This is a genomic window from Novosphingobium aeonii (assembly GCF_052279045.1).
In the GTDB taxonomy this organism is placed as follows: domain Bacteria; phylum Pseudomonadota; class Alphaproteobacteria; order Sphingomonadales; family Sphingomonadaceae; genus Novosphingobium.
This window is the reverse complement of sequence record NZ_CP176833.1, coordinates 1,445,089-1,461,436: the sequence shown is the minus strand read 5'-3', so window position 1 is coordinate 1,461,436 and position 16,348 is coordinate 1,445,089. Positions and strand designations below refer to the sequence as shown.

Here is a 16,348-nt window from a genome sequence, read left to right as displayed (position 1 = left end):
TGACATCTCTCGGAGCCATGGAATCATGAAAACGCTTTCCCGCCTGCTCGCCCTTTGCACTTGCCTTACCGGTGTGGCGCTTGCTTGCGCGCCTGCGACAGCCGCAGACAAGGCCGACGACAGCTTCACCATCGCGGTAATCCCCGATACGCAGAACTATGTCGACTACACCCACCAGACCGGTGAGGGCTTTGCATTCGACGCCAGCAAGATGTTCCTCGACCAGATGGCCTTTGTCGCCGCCAACCTGAAGAGCGCCGGCGGCGATATCGCTTTCGTGGACGGTCTGGGCGACAACTGGCAGCACCAGTCGCTCATGATCGATCCGGCCCACGCGGCTCGTGGCTTCAAGCGCGCCCCCAACCCGATGATGGATGCCCACTTCGCGCCGACCGAGAAGGTCCACACTGTCGAAATGCCGACAGTCCGCCAGGGCTGGGACATGATTGCGGGCAAAGTGCCGTTCTCGGTCGTGCCGGGCAATCACGACTATGATGCGATGTGGACGGATTGGAACCATCCGCCGGCCGCGCAGGTCCGCAGCGCGGCGGATGTAGGCATGCTGCATTCGGGTGGCCTGTCGAACTGGAAGAAGGTCTTCTCGGACCAGTCGCAGTACTTCAAGGACCAGTCGTGGTATGTCGCCAGCCATGACGACGGTGCCGACAGTGCGCAGATTTTCACGGCCGGCGGCTATCGCTTCCTGCACATCGGCCTGCAGTTCGATGCACCCAATGCCTCGCTGAAGTGGGCGGCGGACGTGATCGCCAGATATCCCGGCCTGCCGACCATCGTTTCGATGCATGACTTCCTGGACACCGCCGGCGAACGTCTGGCCAATCCGATCATCGACAACGCAGCCGCCGATCCGGAGGATAACAGCCCCCAGATGATTTGGGACAAGCTCCTCAGTCAGCATGATCAGATATTCATGGTGCTCTGCGGACACGAACACGCGCAAGCCTTCCGCACGGACTTCAATAAATTCGGCCATCCGGTCTACCAGGTGCTGGCAGACTATCAGGACCGTGCGCAGACTGCCAAGGATGCCGGGGCAAAGCTGGAGCCAGGCATGGGAATCGGCGACGGCTGGTTGCGCCTGATGACTTTCGACCTCGCCCTGAAGGTGCCGCAGGTGAAAGTGCGAACCTATTCGACGCATTACAAGGTCAATAGCGTGGACGCGTCTGACTATGCCAAGTGGTACAAGGCCGATGAAAAGCCCAAGTTGACAGATGAGGAATATATGAAGGCGGACGATTTCACGATCGACCTCACCGATTTTCGCACGCGTTTCCGCAAACCTGCGCGATCCGCGAGATAAGCATCCGTAAACATGATGAGCGGGAGAGGGCGTTCGAAGCCGCATTCGCCCGCTCATCATGCAGGTGCTCGGAAATCATCAGCGCCGCTGAGCTTGCTGCCACCGCTGGCAGCGAACGTGTCCACGACTTCGATGATGGCCCGGGATTATCAGCCTCTGCCGTGCAGTGCCGGCGGCGGCGTGGAGGCGATCCAGGGGGATGCCTTCTCGTAAGCGTGACCCACCTGAAGAACGCCCAGGTCGTCGTGTCGCTTCCCGATGATCTGGAGGCCGATGGGAAGCTTCAGTGCGCCGCCGAAGCCCGCGGGAACGGCGAGTGCAGGCAATCCGGCCATCGTCGCGGGCAGGGTGACTTCCATCCAGCGGTGGTAGCTGTCCATCGGCTTCCCCGCGATCTGCGTGGGCCAGCGCTCCTTGACGTCGAAAGGGAAGACTTGCGCGGTGGGCAGGACAAGGAAGTCGAAATGTTCGAAGGCGGCGTCGAAGGCCTGATAGATGCGGGTTCGCCCGGCAGATGCCTCGGCCAGTTGCGGGCCTGTCAGCTTCATGCCGCCCTCTACTTCCCAGATCGCCTCGGGCTTCATCTGCGCGCGCTTGGCCGGATCGTCGTAGAACGCCTGGAGATCGGCACCGACCGACCACTGACGTAGTATCTTCGCCGTGCGCCACATATCTGGCGCCCGTTCGGCAAGCCTGGCCGCCTCTACCTTCATGCCGATCGCCTCGAAGGCCTTGAGCGCCCTGGCGCATGTGTCGAGGATGCCCGCTTCCATCGGCAAGGCGCCGTCGAGATCGCCCAGCCAGCCGATCCTGCCGCCCTTCCAGTCCCGGTCAAGCGGCCGCGCGAACATGGCGGGATCGTCGCCAAGCGAGAACGGTGATCTCCTGTCGCCACCCGCCTGGACCGAAAGCAGCATGGAGAGATCCGCCACCGTGCGGCCAAGCGGCCCCGATGTCGCGAAGTTCTGCCAGAAAAAGTCGGTGTTGGGGACTGAGGGGACGCGGCCGAACGAGGGGCGCAGGCCGAAGACATTGTTCCAGCCGGGCGGGTTCCGCAGCGAGCCGCCGAAGTCGCTGCCATCGGTCACAGGCACCATCCGCAGTGCCAGCGCGACCGCGCCGCCGCCGGTGCTGCCACCGGCCGCACGGCCGTGGGCATAGGCATTGTGGGTGGTCCCGAACACGGGGTTGAAACTGTGCGAGCCCAAGGCGAATTCGGGAACGTTGGTCTTGCCGATGAACACGGCGCCGGCCTGACGCATCCGCGCCACCACGAGGCTGTCGGCGGTCGGGATATTGCCGCGCAGGAGCGGCGATCCTTGCGTCGTGCGTATGCCCTTGACCGGGGCGGTGTCCTTCACGGCATGCGGGAACCCATGAAGAGGACCGTGGAAGCGGCCGGCGGCGGCATCCTCGTCCATCGCTGCCGCCTGTCGCAGCAGCACATCGCCATCCACGCGCGAGACGATGGCATTGAAACGCGGGTTCAGCTTGTCGATATGGGCCAGATGCGCGGCCATCACTTCACGGCTGGAGAGATCGCGCCGATGGATCGCGGCGGAAAGGTCGGTTGCGGTCATCGTGACGATATCGCCCGGACCCGAGCCGTTCGGCCGCGCTCCGGCGAGAGCGGGCGTGGTGCCGGCGGCAAGCACCACGGGGGTCGCTGCCAGAACCGTCCTGCGGTCCATGGTCACGCGTTCGAGGATCGTATCGCCCATTCTCATTCTCCAGTATCGAACGCGGCCGCTTCTTCGCCGTGATATTGGAGCCGTAAAGGTCCAATATCACATTGAAGTGCGGGTCCAGGCGCGTGCTTTCCCCGTCAGGCGGCGGCGCGCTGAAGCATGCCGAACAGGTCACGGGGATCGTCGGGATCGGCAAGGATGTCCAACTGCTGGAAGAATTGCGTGCCTTCCAGCTTGCCCAGTACATAGCGCAGCGCCGAAAAGTCCTCCACCGCGAAACCGACGCTGTCGAACAGGGTGATCTGCCGGGCATCGGCACGTCCCGGCGCCTCGCCGTTCAGGACCTTCCAGAACTCGGTCACGGGATAGGAAGCTGCCATCTGCTGGATCTCGCCTTCGATGCGGGTCTGGGGCTCGAATTCGACGAAAGTCGAGGCGCGCGACAGGATGTCCTTGTGCAGTTCGGTCTTGCCGGGGCAGTCTCCGCCGATGGCGTTGATGTGGATGCCGGCGCCGACCATGTTGTCGGAAAGGATCGTGGCATAGGCCTTGTCGGCGGTGCAGGTCGTCACGATCTGCGCGCCCTCGATCGCCTCCTGCGAGGTTTCGCAGGAGACTACGCCGAGACCGGACCCTTCCAGATTGAGCGCGACCTTGCGGGTGGCGGCGGGGTCGATATCGAACAGGCGCACTTCCTCGATGCCGACAATGGCCTTCATCGCCAGCGCCTGGAATTCCGCCTGCGCGCCGTTGCCGATCATTGCCATGACGCGCGAGTCCGCCGGGGCGAGCTTGCGCGCGACCATCGCCGAAGTCGCGGCGGTGCGCAGGGCCGTTAGCAGGGTCATCTCGGCCAGGAGCAATGGGTAGCCGGTGTCGACGCGCGCCAGCAGGCCGAACGCGGCAACCGTCTGCAGGCCCCTGGCGATGTTGCTCGGGTGACCGTTCACGTACTTGAAGGCGAAAGCCTCTCCATCCGAAGTCGGCATCAGTTCGATCACGCCTTCGTCCGAATGGGAGGCCAGCCGGGCGGTCTTTTCGAACATGGGCCAGCGCAGATAGTCCGCCTCGATCGCGTCGGCGAGTTCACGCAGCATGGTCTCGATCCCTAAATGATGCACCAGGCGCATCATGTTCTCGACGCTGACGAAGGGAATGAAGGCGAGGGGGGAAGGAGGCGGGGCCATGAATTCTGTCCTTTGGGAAGTGATCCGGACGGATCGTAAGGCGGCACGCTGTTGGTATAAATGGCAAGGTTGCCTTGCAATTCGCCCAATTTTGGAGAATTTTTATAGTCCAATTAGGCAAATTGCATGAATGAAAGTGCTGCTGCGTGGTGTCTGCAAAATTCATCCCCGATGATCTCGATCGGCGCATAATCAGTTATCTGCGGGTGGACGGGCGCGCGTCCCTGTCCAGGATGGCGGATGCCCTGGGTGTGGCGCGCGGCACCGTGCAGAGCCGTCTGGACCGGATGGTCGATACCGGGACGTTGCTGGGTTTCACCATCCGCGTCCGGGACGATTACGACGACTTGTCGGTCCGTGCGGTGATGCTGATCGAAATCACGGGAAAATCGACGACCGAGGTCATCCGCAAGCTGCGGGGGATCGTCGAGATTCGCACCCTGCACACAACCAACGGTAGCTGGGATCTGGTCGCCGACATCCGTGCGGCGAGCCTCTCGGATTTCGATCGCGTGCTGCGGCAGGTGCGCATGATCGACGGGGTGCTCAACAGCGAGACCAGCCTGCTCCTCAGCACGGTCTGACCGGCCGATCCGGCACGCCGGCAATGGTCCCCTCGCCGGATGCAAACTGGATGTTTTGCGGGCGGTGCCCGGACCGCAATGGAATGTGCCCCGATTTATGACGTGAAAGGTGATGCGGTGAACAGGTGGTTGGCGAATTCGGCGATCGTGACGGCCGCGGCGCTGCTTGCAAGCCCGGCGGCTTGGGCGGATACGTTACCGCCGTTGACCGGGCGGGTGATCGAATACGATACCCGGCAAGTCACCTGGCCCGCGCTTGATGTCGCGCCGGATGGCAACACCATCCTGTTCGACTTGCTCGGCGATATCTATGCCCTCCCCGTGCAAGGGGGGAGGGCCCGGCCGATGATGACCGGCGCCGCCTTCGACACCCAGCCGGTGTTTTCGCCGGACGGCCGCCATATCGCCTTCGTCAGCGATCGTGACGGGCGTGACAACCTGTGGATCGCGGATGCCGACGGCAGCAACGCTCGCCGCGTGTCGAAAGACGAGAGCGGGGCGCCGCACTACGGCTCGCCGGCATGGTCGCCAGATGGAAGGACGCTTTACGTGTCGCGCATGATCTGGGGTGTGCTGGCGTTCGAGCTGCTGTCGTTCGACGTGGCGAGCGGTGCTCGCGAAGTGCTGGTCAAGGCGCAGCCGAACGGCGATGATCCTCACCCGGAGCGGCGCAATGCGATGGGCGTGGTCGCCTCGCCCGACGGCAGGAGCCTGTACTACGCCACCAAGGCGGGAACCACATGGACCAGCGGGGCGCTGCCGCACTGGACGATCGTGCGCTTCGATCTGGCGACCCGCCAGCAGCAGGCTTTCATGACCACGCCCGGCGGTGCCATGCGCCCGGCACTGTCGCATGACGGCCGTTTGCTGGCCTATGCCACGCATGAGGGCCAGCAGACCGTCCTGCATCTACGAGACCTTGAGGACGGCTCGGACCGCGTGGTTCATGGTCCGCTGGACCCGGACGGCCAGTCCGGCGGATACTATGTGGACCTGCTGCCCCGCATGGTGTTTTCCGCCGACGATCGCAGCATATACCTTGGGCAGGGCGGCGGTCTGAAGCGGCTCGACATCGCGAGCGGGTCGCTGGCGGACATCCCCTTCGAGGCGCACGTCCGGCACGAGATGGGGCCGGACCTGCGGCGCCAGCACCGCATCGATCAGGGCCCCGTCCATGTCCGCGTGATCCAGACGCCGCGTCTTTCGCCGGACGGCAAGCGCGTGGTGTTCGGCGCCCTGGGCCGTCTCTACATTGCCGAGAACCGCAAGGGCGCCAAGCCCCGGCGCCTTGAGGTGCCCGGTTCCGCATGGCAGCCGAGCTGGTCGGACGATGGCCGTTTTGTCACTTACGTTACCTGGACCGCGAAGGACGCAGGCCATATCTGGGTCGCGGCGGCCGATGGCAGGACCGCGCCGCGCCGCATCACGTCGCAGGCGGCCTATTACTCGGAACCGCTGTTTCTGGCGGGCAACCGGGACGTGGTGGCCTTCAGCGCCAGCCAGCACGACCGGCTCTACCGCTCCGCCGAGAGCCTTGGGCCGATGCCTTCCTCGCTGGTGCGCGTGCCGGCCGACGGGGGCGTGATGACCTCGCTCGGCAGTGTCGGGGCGGCGATGGACCTGCGGCGCGATGCTGATCCGGGGCGGGTGCGCTACTATGCCGATGGCTGGATTTCCTCGCACCCGGTTGACGGCGCAGCATCGGCTGGGGACGCGGCCCGCCATCTGGTCAAGCTGGTCGCGCGGCCCGACAGCCAGTATTTCGACGCGCCCGCGCCGCTGAAGAACGCGCAGCTCAGCGCGGATGGCCGAACCGCGCTGGTCCGTTATGCCTCGCAGCTGTACCTCGTCCCGGTGCCGGAGGCGAAGCAGGGCGAGGCGCCGACCGTCACGGTGAGCGATCCGGCGTCCGGTGCGCGGCGGATTACGGCGATCGGGGCGGACTATATGGACTGGGCGCCGGACATGCGCTCGCTGGTATGGTCGGTGGGCTCGACGGTGCGGCAACTGGCTCTGGGCGCCGCCGAAAGCGGGAAACCGGCTGCCGTCGAGGCGCGGGCGCGCAGTGCGCTGATGGACGTGCAACTGCCGCGCGACGTTCCGAGGGGCAGGCTGCTGTTGCGCGGCGCGCGGGTCGCCACGATGAAGGGGGCGGAGGTCATCGACGATGCCGACCTGCTTATCGTCGATAATCGCATCGCCGGCATAGGACCTAAAGGCACCTTGAAGGTACCTAACGGCACCGAGGTGCGCGATGTGACGGGCAAGTTCATCGTGCCCGGCTTCATCGACGCTCACGCCCACTGGTTCGAGACACGCCGCCGTATCCTCGACATCGGGCACTGGGATTTCGCCGCCAACCTCGCCTACGGCGTGACCGCCGGTCTCGACGTGCAGACCTTCGACCCCGACGTGTTCGGCTATGCGGACATGATCGACGCCGGGCTCATGATCGGGCAGCGCGCCTTCTCGACCGGAGAGGGCGTGTTCCGCACCAGCCCGATGGGCGATCGCGAAGAGGCCATCGCCACGCTGCGGCGCTATTCGGATTATTACCGCACGCCGAACATCAAGGAGTACATGGTCGGCGACCGGGCCGAGCGGCGGCATCTGATCGAGGGGGCGCAGGCGCTGGGCCTGATGCCGACGACGGAAGGCGCGAGCGACTATCGCCTTGATCTGACGCAGATGCTCGACGGTTATGCCGGCAACGAGCACAGCCTGCCGATCGCGCCGATCCATGACGACATGATCCAGATGCTGGTGCGTTCGCGGATCGCCACGGTGCCCACGATGCTGGTGCTCTACGGTGCGCCGGGGCCGCTGGGCGCGATGGTGGCCGGGCATCAGGACGACTTCGACAGCAAGCTTGCCCGCTTCGTGCCCGAGTTCGCGTTCGCGGCAAAACGGGATTCCGCGCAGTGGAATCGCGCGGACGGGCAGGGGTTCGCCCTGTTCGCCCGGCAGGCGAGCGACATCGGCAGCGCGGGCGGTCTGCTGGGCGTCGGCGCTCATGGCATTGTCCAGGGGCTGAGCTATCACTGGGAACTGGAGGCGATGGCATCGGGCGGGGCCAGTCCTGCGCAGATCCTTCAGGCGGCGACGATCGGCTCGGCCCAGGTGATCGGGCGGGCGCTCGATCTCGGTTCGATCGAGCCGGGCAAGCTGGCCGACCTGTTGGTGCTGGACAAGGACCCGCTGGCCGACATTCGCAACACGCGTTCGCTGGAGCTGGTGATGCAGAACGGCCGTCTCTACGACGCCGCCACGCTGGACGAACAATGGCCGCGCCGCAAGCCGAAGGCCGCGCCGTGGTTCGCCGGCATGTCCGGAAGCGAGGTCGCGCTGGCCATGAAGACGGCGGCCGCCTTCGAGGAAGCACAGGGCAACGCCGCCTCGTTCGAGTACTGAGCCTTTTGCCTGGGCGGAAGGCCCCGGAGGGGCCTGGGACCATCCGCCATTCTGGACCCCGCTTTTTGACGATACTGGACCTTGAGATGGACCAGTGCCTGACCCACTGCACGGATCGGCGCGGTATCTATCGCCGCGTGCACGAGGAGCAGCGCTTTGAATGAATCATTCGCGGCCTATGGCCCGCAGGACGTCCGTTTCCTGATCGAACGGTACCCGCTCGCCTGGGTGCAGTCATGGGCCGGTGGGAATGAGGTTCAGGCATCGCTGCTGCCGCTCGTGGGCGAATATGATGAACAGGGGCAGCTGACTGCACTGATCGGGCACATGGCCCGGCACAATCCGCTCCACCGCGCCTTGCGCGCGCGTTCTGCCGCCCATGTGCTGTTCACCGGGCCGCAGGGCTACGTTTCGCCCGAGCACGCGGGCCTTCGCGACTGGGCGCCCACCTGGAACTATGTGCAACTGAAGATTACCGCAGACCTGCGCTTCGACGATGCACTGACCGGGCCTGCGCTGGAGATCCTGATAGACGAGATGGAACGATGCCGCCCGGAGCCGTGGAGCAAGGAGGAACTGGGCGGGCGCTATTCCCGACTGGCAGATGCGATCATCGGCTTTCGCGCGGAAATCCGTTCGTGCACGGGCATTTTCAAGCTGGGGCAGGACGAACGGCCCGAGGTTCTCTCGCATATAATTGCCTCGCACCATGACCCGGTGCTGGTGGAATGGATGCGCCGCTTCAATCCCTGACTTTCGATGCTACAGGCCAAAAAAAGGCGGCGGGTGTGAAACCCGCCGCCTTTCCTTTTTGCCGCCGGGCGTTCTTCAGAACTCCAGACGCGCGCCGACCGTCATGTATCGTCCGATCACGTCGTAATACGGCGAGAAGGTCGAGTAGAGCGGCGGGTCCTTGTCGAACAGGTTCGACACGTTGCCGTAGATCTCGAAATGCTTGCCGCCGTCGCCGAAGGGAACCTTCTGGCTCAGTTGCAGGTCGACATAGGCATAGGCGGGGATGCGGTTGTTGGTCAGCGCGGTGCTGGTGCGGTTCCAGTAGCCGGCCGAGATGTAGCGTGCGCGCACCATGCCGCTGAAGCCGTCGCTGGCATAGCCGACCGAGGCATTGGCGCGGATGCGCGGCACGCCGTTGACGAAGGCATAGCCTTGCGATTTCACGTATTCGACCTTGGTTACGCCATCGTCGGTGGTGAAGTGGTTCACCCAGGTGCCCACCAGCCGGAAGTTGAAGCGGCCGTTGGCATCGTTGTTGACCGGCAGCGTATAGGCCACTTCGGCGTCCACGCCGTCGCTCTTGAACTCGGACAGGTTGACCGAGGACGACGCGACGCTGGTGATGCGGTCGGTACTGTCACGGGTGATATAGTCGCACAGGCTGGTGTTGCCGCCATCGCAGCGATCGATCAGCACTTGCGCGCTGATGCTGGTGATGACATCCCTGATCGCGATGTTGAAATAGTCGATCGAGGCAGTCAGGCCGTGCAGCGGGGCGGTGGTGATGCCGGCCGTCCAGGTGTCCGACTTTTCGGGCTTCAGCGAAGGGTTGCCGCCGCCATAGACGACCACGCTGCGGCTGCCGTCATCGGTGTAGCGCGGATCGACGATGTTGACGTTGCTGACCGTCTGGTTCGTGTAGAGTTCGCTGACGTTGGGTGCGCGGATGTCTCGCGAGCGGGTGACGCGGCCGATCACGCCGGGCAGGAATTCGTTGGTGGCGCCCAGTTTCCACGACCATACCGTGCCGCTGGTGCTGTAGTCCGATGCGCGCACGGCGCCGTTCAGTTCCAGCTTGCGCAGTACGGGCACGTCGCGGATCACCGGCACCACCACTTCGGCGAAGGCTTCCTTGACGTCGTACTTGCCGCGCAGCGAGTTGAACCAGAACGAGGTGAAGGCCTTGGCGGCATCGAGTTCGCCGACCTTCGACACGGTGGACAGGTTGCGCCCTTCGGCGCCGATCGCGATCGAGACCGGCCCGGCCGGAAGGTCGAACGGCTCGCCGCGCAGCGAGACGCCGTAAGTGTCGATCTTGTTGAGGCTGTTCAGGCGCGGCGTGCCGGTCACGTAGTCGATCGCTTCCTGCGAGGGCGCGCCTTCGCCGAACAGGTCGATCGGCACGCAGCCCGCCGCGCCGGAACGGCAGACCGCCTCGCCGGTGGCCGGGTCGATCACCGCGTCCACCGCATTGTTGAAGTTCTGGGTGATCAGGAAGCCCGGGGTGTTGATCTTGTTGCGGTACTGGCCGTGGCTGTAATAGGCCCCGTAGCGCCACCGCCCGTCACCGAAGCTGCCGTCGAGCGCGAGCGTGCCCTGGATGCTGCGGCGGTCGAGGTTGATGGTGCTGTACGACAGGTCCGCGTTGTAGCGGGCCATGGTGAAGCTGCCCTGATCCGCATCCGCCAGCATCTGCCTGATGTCGTCGTTCAGGAAGGCGTTGTCGGACTTGATGGTAACGCTGCCGGTGTGGTCGCCGAACCAGGTGTAGCTGTTGTAGTAGCGCGAATAGCGCAGGTCCGCGCTGAGCTTGAGCGTGTCGGTCAGCTCGAACGATGTCTTGGCCATCAGGGTGTAGCGCTGCTGCGGCGTGATGAGCGGGCTGCGTTCGTCATCAGACGGGCCTTCGCCGCCGACCATGTTGGTGCCGACTACGGTGCCGATATCGGGCGTGCGCAGGCTGCCGTCAGGGTTGAAGCCATAGCCCTTGAGCACGCCCGAGGTGATGTAGCCGCCGATCAGGCGGGTGGCCAGGCCGACATCGGGGGTCAGCGTGTTGCTGATGGTGGCGAAACGGCCGGTGTTCTTGCGGTCGGTCTTCTTGAGGATGCCCTTGTTGTCGAGGTATTCGCCGCCGATCACCAGATGGCCACGGCCCCCCGCGAAGGCGGTGCCGTACTTGCCCTCGAACTTCACCTGGCCCGCGTCCCCGCGTGAGGACAAGCCGCCCTCGGCGCCGAGGCGCACGCCTTCGTAATCGCTGTCGATGATCATGTTCACGACGCCGGCGACGGCATCGGAACCCCAGGCCGCTGAAGCGCCGCCGGTGACGATGTCCACGCTCTTGACCATGATCGAAGGCACGGTGTTCAGATCGTTGTCGCTGACCAGCCGGCGTCCGTCGACGAGAACGAGCGAGCGTGTCTCGCCGAGGCCGCGGATGTTGATCGGGAAGCGGCCGGCCTGCGCATTGGTGCCCGAGGTCTGGGGCGACTGCGAGGCCTTGAACTGCGGGAGATCGGCCAGCGCGGCGCCGACGTTGGTACGGCTGACCACGTCGAGGTCGGCCTGGGTCATGTGGAGCAGCGGGGTGGGCGATTCGTAGCCCGGGCGGTCGATGCGCGATCCGGTGACGACGATGTCGCCGGTCTTGTCCGCATCGGCCGAAGAAGTTTGCGCGCCCGTCTGGGCAAGGGCCGGCGTGGCCGCTGTGCACAGGGCAAGAAGCGCGGTGCCGGCCAGGAAAGGCCGGCGGCGCGCGCGAAGAAGCTGTTCCGTCATTTTAAATCCCTGATTCACGGTCGCCCTCGTCATGGTGAGCGATCTGACAAGGCTCTGTGGCCCGGCGGGGGGATGAAGCAGGTGGCCGGTCCAGCGGAACATCCACTTCAGGGAAATGGAGGGGACCAAGCTCGGACCGGGCTATCGCCCGGCCGGAATCCGGCGCCGGGCCGATGTACGCTGCGAGGGCGGTTCTAGTCCGGCAAGATCAGGCAGAATATCGTCTGATCGCTACGCCAGGTCGAGAGTGTCCCGCCATGGGCATGCGCGATCTGGCGAGCGAGGCTGAGGCCGATTCCGGTGCCTTCGGGCTTGGTCGTGTGGAATGCCCGGAACACCAGCGCCTCGTGTTCGGGCGGGATGCCGTTGCCGTTGTCGCGGACTTCGAAGGCCAGCCCCTGATCCCGATGGCGCACGACCAGTTCGATCCGGGCGTCCGCGCCGCGATCGGCGGTTGCGGCCTCCGCTGCGTTCTGGATCAGCGCCCACAGGGCCTGGCTGATCTGGTCGCGGTCCATCAGCCGGGAAGGGCCTTCCTTGACGTCCACAGAAATCGCGACCTGCGGCCAGCGCCCGGCGCAAAGGCGCGTAAGGTCTTCGATGAGCTGCTCAACCGGGATGGAGCGGAGTTGCGGAGCAGGCAGGCGCGCCAGAATGCGGTAGGCTTCGACGAAACGTTGAAGGCCTTCCGCCTGCCGGGTCAATGTGCCGAGGATCTCGCGAAGCAGCTGCGTGTCGGGCGCGGGGCTGTCGATCGCGGCAAGGCCGCTGTCCGCCAGCGAGACGATCGGCGCCAGGCCGTTCAGCAGTTCGTGGCCGAGCACCTGTATCATTTCGGCGGTCGCCCGCGCTTCCGCCGCGCGTTCTTCCTGCTCGATGTCGATCAGCGTGACCACGGTGCGGCTTTCGGCTGCCAGCAGAACCCTGTCTATCCGCCAGCTGCGTCCCTGATGGCGGAAATGGCTGGCCTGGCCATCGGCCAGCGCGGGCGGCACGGGCAGAACCCTGTCGTCCGTCGCGAAGAGCTTGCGCGCCGCACGGTTGAGGGCATGTGCATTGTTCCCCTGTATCGCGAGCATCGGGGTGGGCGCGGCATCGAGCAGCATACGATGCGAGCCGATTTCCGGCGGCGCGGGCAGAACGGCTTGTGCAGCGGGCACCCGTTCCGTTCCCGAGCGCCAGGCGCGGATCAGGACGATCCAGACCGCGAGCAGGGCGGCGCCGGTCAGCGTGCCCCACATGCCCCGATGCCAGGCCTCGGTCGCCACCGCACCGCTCAGGGCGAGCCCGATCCCGGAAGGGATGGCGCCCAGCCTAAAGCCCATAGCGCGCCATGCGACGATAGAGCGCGCCCCGGCTGAGGCCCAGCGCGGCGGCGGCATGAGTCACATTGTGCCGATGTTCGCGCAAAGCCGCCTCGATCATCGCTTTCTCGGCGTCGGTAAGGTCGAAGCTGGCATCCGGGGAACCGGCGGCAACCGGCGCCATCGGTAATGCCAGTGCCGCCGCATCGACCGTTCCGTCCTCCGCCAGCAGCACCGCGCGTTCGATGGCCAGCGCCAGTCCGCGCACTTCATCGTCCCACACGGTCGAGCGGACTGCCTCTTCGGCCGCCGCCGTCAGCCGGGGCGGGGGACGGCCAAAGCGCTCCGCGGCCCGGCGCGCAAAGTGCCGCGCCAGCAGGATGCCGTCGCCTTCCCGCCGGACGAGTGGCGGCACCGCGATTTCGACGGTGGCGATGCGGCGCCGCAGCGCCGGTGACAGGGTGGCGAGATCGTCGGCGATCGCGATGCAGCGCACGGCTGACGGCAGACGATCCAACAGGCGAGCCTGCGCCACTTCGCCCAGCTTGTCGGGGTGACGCAGGATTACCGTGCCGGTGCTGTCCTGAAGGCGAACCCATGCGCCGTCGTCGCGCAGGTCGATCCTGGGGGGCTCCTCCTCGCCCCGCCCGGACGCCGCATGGACGGCCAGCGCCGTGAGCGTGCGCCCGCTGCCGGATGCCCCGGTCACCGTCACCCCGGCTGGGGTGGGGGCCACGCGGCGAACCAGTTCGCGCAGGGCCTGCATCGCCGCGCTTTCGCCGAGCAGCCGGACAGGCTCCGCTTCGGGCGGCATCGAGGTCGGAACCGGGGCGGCAGGGGCGTCCCGCGCGATAGCGGCCTCCACTTTGGCCACCAGTTCGCTGTTTCGCCATGGCTTCATCGCAAAGTCCCGCGCTCCGGCCTGCATGGCCGCCACCGCGATCCGGATGCCGCTGTGCGCCGTGATGACGACGACGCAGGCCGCCGGATCGTCCGCCATGATCCGCGAGAGCAAGGCCAGTCCTTCCTCCCCGTTGGACTGGCCGGGCGTGAAATTCATGTCGAGCAGGATGGCATCGAACCGCCGGCTGGCAAGGCGCGACAATGCCTCTTCCGGGCCGCTGGCCGTATCGAGCCGCCGCCCGGCCAGGCGAAATGCGATTTCCATGGCCCCCGCCACGGCAGGGTTGTCGTCGATCAGGAGAATCGTACCGTCGCTTGACAAGGCGCCTGACTGTCCATTTGCGGACAGTGTGTCCGCGGCCGGACGGTCACTGGGACCGGCATCTTCAAAAACTCCAGCATTCATTGAGGTTTAGGCTTTCCGGCGGACATGGGTGACACTGTTCCCATGATGACCGAACAGCCCGTACATGCAACCGTTTCCCCCGGCGCGGAGATGGATCGCAAAGTCGAGCGCCGCCGCGCGCCGCTATGGCGGCGGCCCGCCGTTCTGGCGATTGCCGGCGTCGCGGTGGCCGCCGTGCTGCTCTGGCGGCTGCTGCCGGCCAGCGGATCGACCGATATCGCCGCTGCCCAGATCGAGACCGGCATAGTAAGCCGCGCGCCTTTCGCCGACTATCTGCCGGTGCGCGCGGCGGTTGCGCCGAAAGTCACCACGCTGGTCGGCGTGCTTTCGGGCGGGCAGGTCGAGAAGCTGCTGGTGCAGGACGGCGCCATGGTTTCCGAAGGCCAGCCGCTGGCCTCGCTCGCCAATCCCGAACTGCGGCTCGACGTGCTGACCCGCGAGGCGCAGATCGCCAGCCAGCTTGGCGGCGTTGCGGGGGAGAACCTCGGCATCGAGCGCAACCGCATCGACCGCGCCGGGCAGGTTGCGCAGGCCAATTACGATCTCATCAAGGCCCGCCGCGAACTGGCTATCCGCCAGCAGCTTTACGATCAGGGCTATCTCTCCGATGCCGGTGTGCGCAGCTATGCCGAAGAGGCCGCCTACCAGCAGAAGCGGCTGGCCCAGTTGCAATCGGGCAGCGCGCGCGAGGCGGGCATCACCGCCACGCAAGGCGCGCGGCTTGGTGACACCCGCAGCCGTCTCGAAAGCAATCTTGCGGCCGTGCGCGCCAGCCTCGATGCGCTGACGATCCGCGCGCCGATGGGCGGCCGCCTCACCAATTTCACGATCCAGCCCGGACAGGCGCTCAAACCGGGCGATCCGGCCGGGCAGGTCGACAGCGAAGGTTCGTGGAAGCTGACCGCCGATGTCGACGAATATTACCTGCGCCGCGTCGCCGTGGGGCAGACGGCCATTGCCGATGGCGCCCGCCTGACTGTTTCGAAAGTCCTGCCCGCCGTGAAGGATGGGCGTTTCCGCACCGAACTGGATTTTGCGGGCGCGCCGCCCGCCGGGCTCAATCGCGGGCAGACGCTCGACATCCGCATCACGCTTGGCAGCACCGCGCCTGCGCTGGTCGCCCCTGTCGGCGGCTGGCTGGAAGCGGGCGGCGGTTCCTCGGTCTTCGTGCTCGACGCCGATGGCGCCCATGCCCGCCGCCGCGCCGTGAAGACCGGCCGCCGCAATCCCGAACAGGTGGAGATCCTCTCCGGCCTCCAGCCGGGCGAGCGCATCGTCACCTCCAACACCTCGTCGGTCACCGGCGACATCCTCAATATCCGCTAACAGGGAGCCATTCTCATGATCCGACTGGAAAAGATCCAGCGCCGCTACGTTTCCGACGAAGTGGAAACGACGGCCCTTCGCGATATCGACCTTGAGGTGGCCGCCGGGGAATTCCTTGCCATCATGGGGCCATCGGGCTGCGGCAAGTCCACCCTGCTCAACACGCTCGGCACGGTCGACCGGCCCACGGGCGGGCGCTACCTGTTCGGCGATCGGGATCTGGCGGCGATGGGCGAGAAGGACCTGGCGAAGTTTCGCGGCTCCACGCTCGGCTTCGTGTTTCAGAGCTTCAATTTGATCGATGAACTGACCATCGAGGAGAACGTGGCCCTCGGCCTTGCCTACCGCAGCAACGGCGGGGATCGCCGCGCGCGGGTTTCGGCGGCGATGGACAAGGTCGGCATCGCGCACCGCGCGCGTCACTTTCCGCACCAGCTTTCGGGCGGCCAGCAGCAGCGCGCGGCGATCGCCCGCGCCATCGTTGGCGATCCCCGGCTGATCCTTGCGGACGAACCGACCGGCAACCTCGATACCGCCAATGGCGAGCAGGTGATGAACATCCTCCAGGCGCTGAACGACGAAGGCGCGACCATCGTCATGGTCACGCACTCGCCCAGCCATGCCGACATGGCCAGACGCCGCATCGACATGCTCGACGGGCGCATCGTCGCCTCGGCCATGCGCTCGATCTGAGGGGCC

General features: G+C 65.8%; 11 protein-coding genes. 6 read left to right on the top strand and 5 right to left on the bottom strand.

Annotation, left to right across the window (positions count from 1 at the left end; genetic code table 11):
• Positions 1-25 precede the first annotated feature (25 nt).
• Positions 26-1,324 (top strand): metallophosphoesterase, encoded by a 1,299-nt coding sequence (locus tag ACLIMP_RS21695; RefSeq protein WP_185999938.1) that lies wholly within the window; start codon positions 26-28, stop codon positions 1,322-1,324.
• A gap of 149 nt (positions 1,325-1,473) precedes the next feature.
• On the opposite strand, the gene ACLIMP_RS21690 is transcribed toward ACLIMP_RS21695, so the two are convergent.
• Positions 1,474-3,045, bottom strand: coding sequence for an amidase (locus ACLIMP_RS21690; protein ID WP_185999937.1), 1,572 nt, complete (start codon positions 3,043-3,045; stop codon positions 1,474-1,476).
• A 104-nt stretch (positions 3,046-3,149) separates the two neighbouring features.
• Complete coding sequence (gene ocd, locus ACLIMP_RS21685) at positions 3,150-4,199, bottom strand: ornithine cyclodeaminase (RefSeq protein WP_443478308.1); 1,050 nt, start codon at positions 4,197-4,199, stop codon at positions 3,150-3,152.
• 149 nt (positions 4,200-4,348) lie between these two features.
• Here ocd and ACLIMP_RS21680 point away from each other — a divergent pair, with 149 nt between their 5' ends.
• The 3 genes from ACLIMP_RS21680 to ACLIMP_RS21670 all read left to right on the top strand — a co-directional run bounded on the left by ACLIMP_RS21680 (position 4,349) and on the right by ACLIMP_RS21670 (position 8,947).
• Entirely contained in the window at positions 4,349-4,783 is a 435-nt protein-coding gene (locus tag ACLIMP_RS21680) for an Lrp/AsnC family transcriptional regulator (RefSeq protein WP_443478307.1), read from the top strand.
• Between the two features lie 117 nt (positions 4,784-4,900).
• Positions 4,901-8,194 (top strand): amidohydrolase family protein, encoded by a 3,294-nt coding sequence (locus tag ACLIMP_RS21675; protein ID WP_324699780.1) that lies wholly within the window; start codon positions 4,901-4,903, stop codon positions 8,192-8,194.
• 156 nt (positions 8,195-8,350) lie between these two features.
• On the top strand, positions 8,351-8,947 hold the full coding sequence (locus tag ACLIMP_RS21670) for an FMN-binding negative transcriptional regulator (protein WP_185999933.1): 597 nt from the start codon (positions 8,351-8,353) through the stop codon (positions 8,945-8,947).
• A 75-nt stretch (positions 8,948-9,022) separates the two neighbouring features.
• Here ACLIMP_RS21670 and ACLIMP_RS21665 read toward each other — a convergent pair whose 3' ends face one another.
• The 3 genes from ACLIMP_RS21665 to ACLIMP_RS21655 all read right to left on the bottom strand — a co-directional run bounded on the left by ACLIMP_RS21665 (position 9,023) and on the right by ACLIMP_RS21655 (position 14,239).
• Positions 9,023-11,710, bottom strand: coding sequence for a TonB-dependent receptor domain-containing protein (locus tag ACLIMP_RS21665; protein ID WP_185999932.1), 2,688 nt, complete (start codon positions 11,708-11,710; stop codon positions 9,023-9,025).
• A 194-nt stretch (positions 11,711-11,904) separates the two neighbouring features.
• Positions 11,905-13,035 (bottom strand): sensor histidine kinase, encoded by a 1,131-nt coding sequence (locus ACLIMP_RS21660; protein WP_185999931.1) that lies wholly within the window; start codon positions 13,033-13,035, stop codon positions 11,905-11,907.
• Positions 13,025-14,239 (bottom strand): sigma-54-dependent transcriptional regulator, encoded by a 1,215-nt coding sequence (locus ACLIMP_RS21655; protein ID WP_185999930.1) that lies wholly within the window; start codon positions 14,237-14,239, stop codon positions 13,025-13,027. Before ACLIMP_RS21655 ends, ACLIMP_RS21660 begins: the two co-directional genes overlap by 11 nt.
• Positions 14,240-14,347: 108 nt before the next feature.
• Between ACLIMP_RS21655 and ACLIMP_RS21650 the strand changes: the two genes are divergently transcribed.
• Together ACLIMP_RS21650 and ACLIMP_RS21645 are read left to right on the top strand one after the other, a co-directional pair.
• Entirely contained in the window at positions 14,348-15,649 is a 1,302-nt protein-coding gene (locus ACLIMP_RS21650) for an efflux RND transporter periplasmic adaptor subunit (protein ID WP_324699778.1), read from the top strand.
• A 15-nt stretch (positions 15,650-15,664) separates the two neighbouring features.
• Positions 15,665-16,342: an ABC transporter ATP-binding protein gene (locus ACLIMP_RS21645; RefSeq protein WP_185999929.1), complete on the top strand. Its 678-nt coding sequence runs from the start codon at positions 15,665-15,667 to the stop codon at positions 16,340-16,342.
• Positions 16,343-16,348: the final 6 nt, after the last annotated feature.

Coding starts and splice junctions, on each gene's coding strand:
- ACLIMP_RS21660 (WP_185999931.1), bottom strand. CDS start 13,035: ATGGGCTTTAGGCTGGGCGCCATCCCTTCCGGGATCGGGCTCGCCCTG.
- ACLIMP_RS21665 (WP_185999932.1), bottom strand. CDS start 11,710: ATGACGGAACAGCTTCTTCGCGCGCGCCGCCGGCCTTTCCTGGCCGGC.
- ACLIMP_RS21690 (WP_185999937.1), bottom strand. CDS start 3,045: ATGGGCGATACGATCCTCGAACGCGTGACCATGGACCGCAGGACGGTT.
- ACLIMP_RS21695 (WP_185999938.1), top strand. CDS start 26: ATGAAAACGCTTTCCCGCCTGCTCGCCCTTTGCACTTGCCTTACCGGT.
- ocd (WP_443478308.1), bottom strand. CDS start 4,199: ATGGCCCCGCCTCCTTCCCCCCTCGCCTTCATTCCCTTCGTCAGCGTC.
- ACLIMP_RS21650 (WP_324699778.1), top strand. CDS start 14,348: ATGGGTGACACTGTTCCCATGATGACCGAACAGCCCGTACATGCAACC.
- ACLIMP_RS21645 (WP_185999929.1), top strand. CDS start 15,665: ATGATCCGACTGGAAAAGATCCAGCGCCGCTACGTTTCCGACGAAGTG.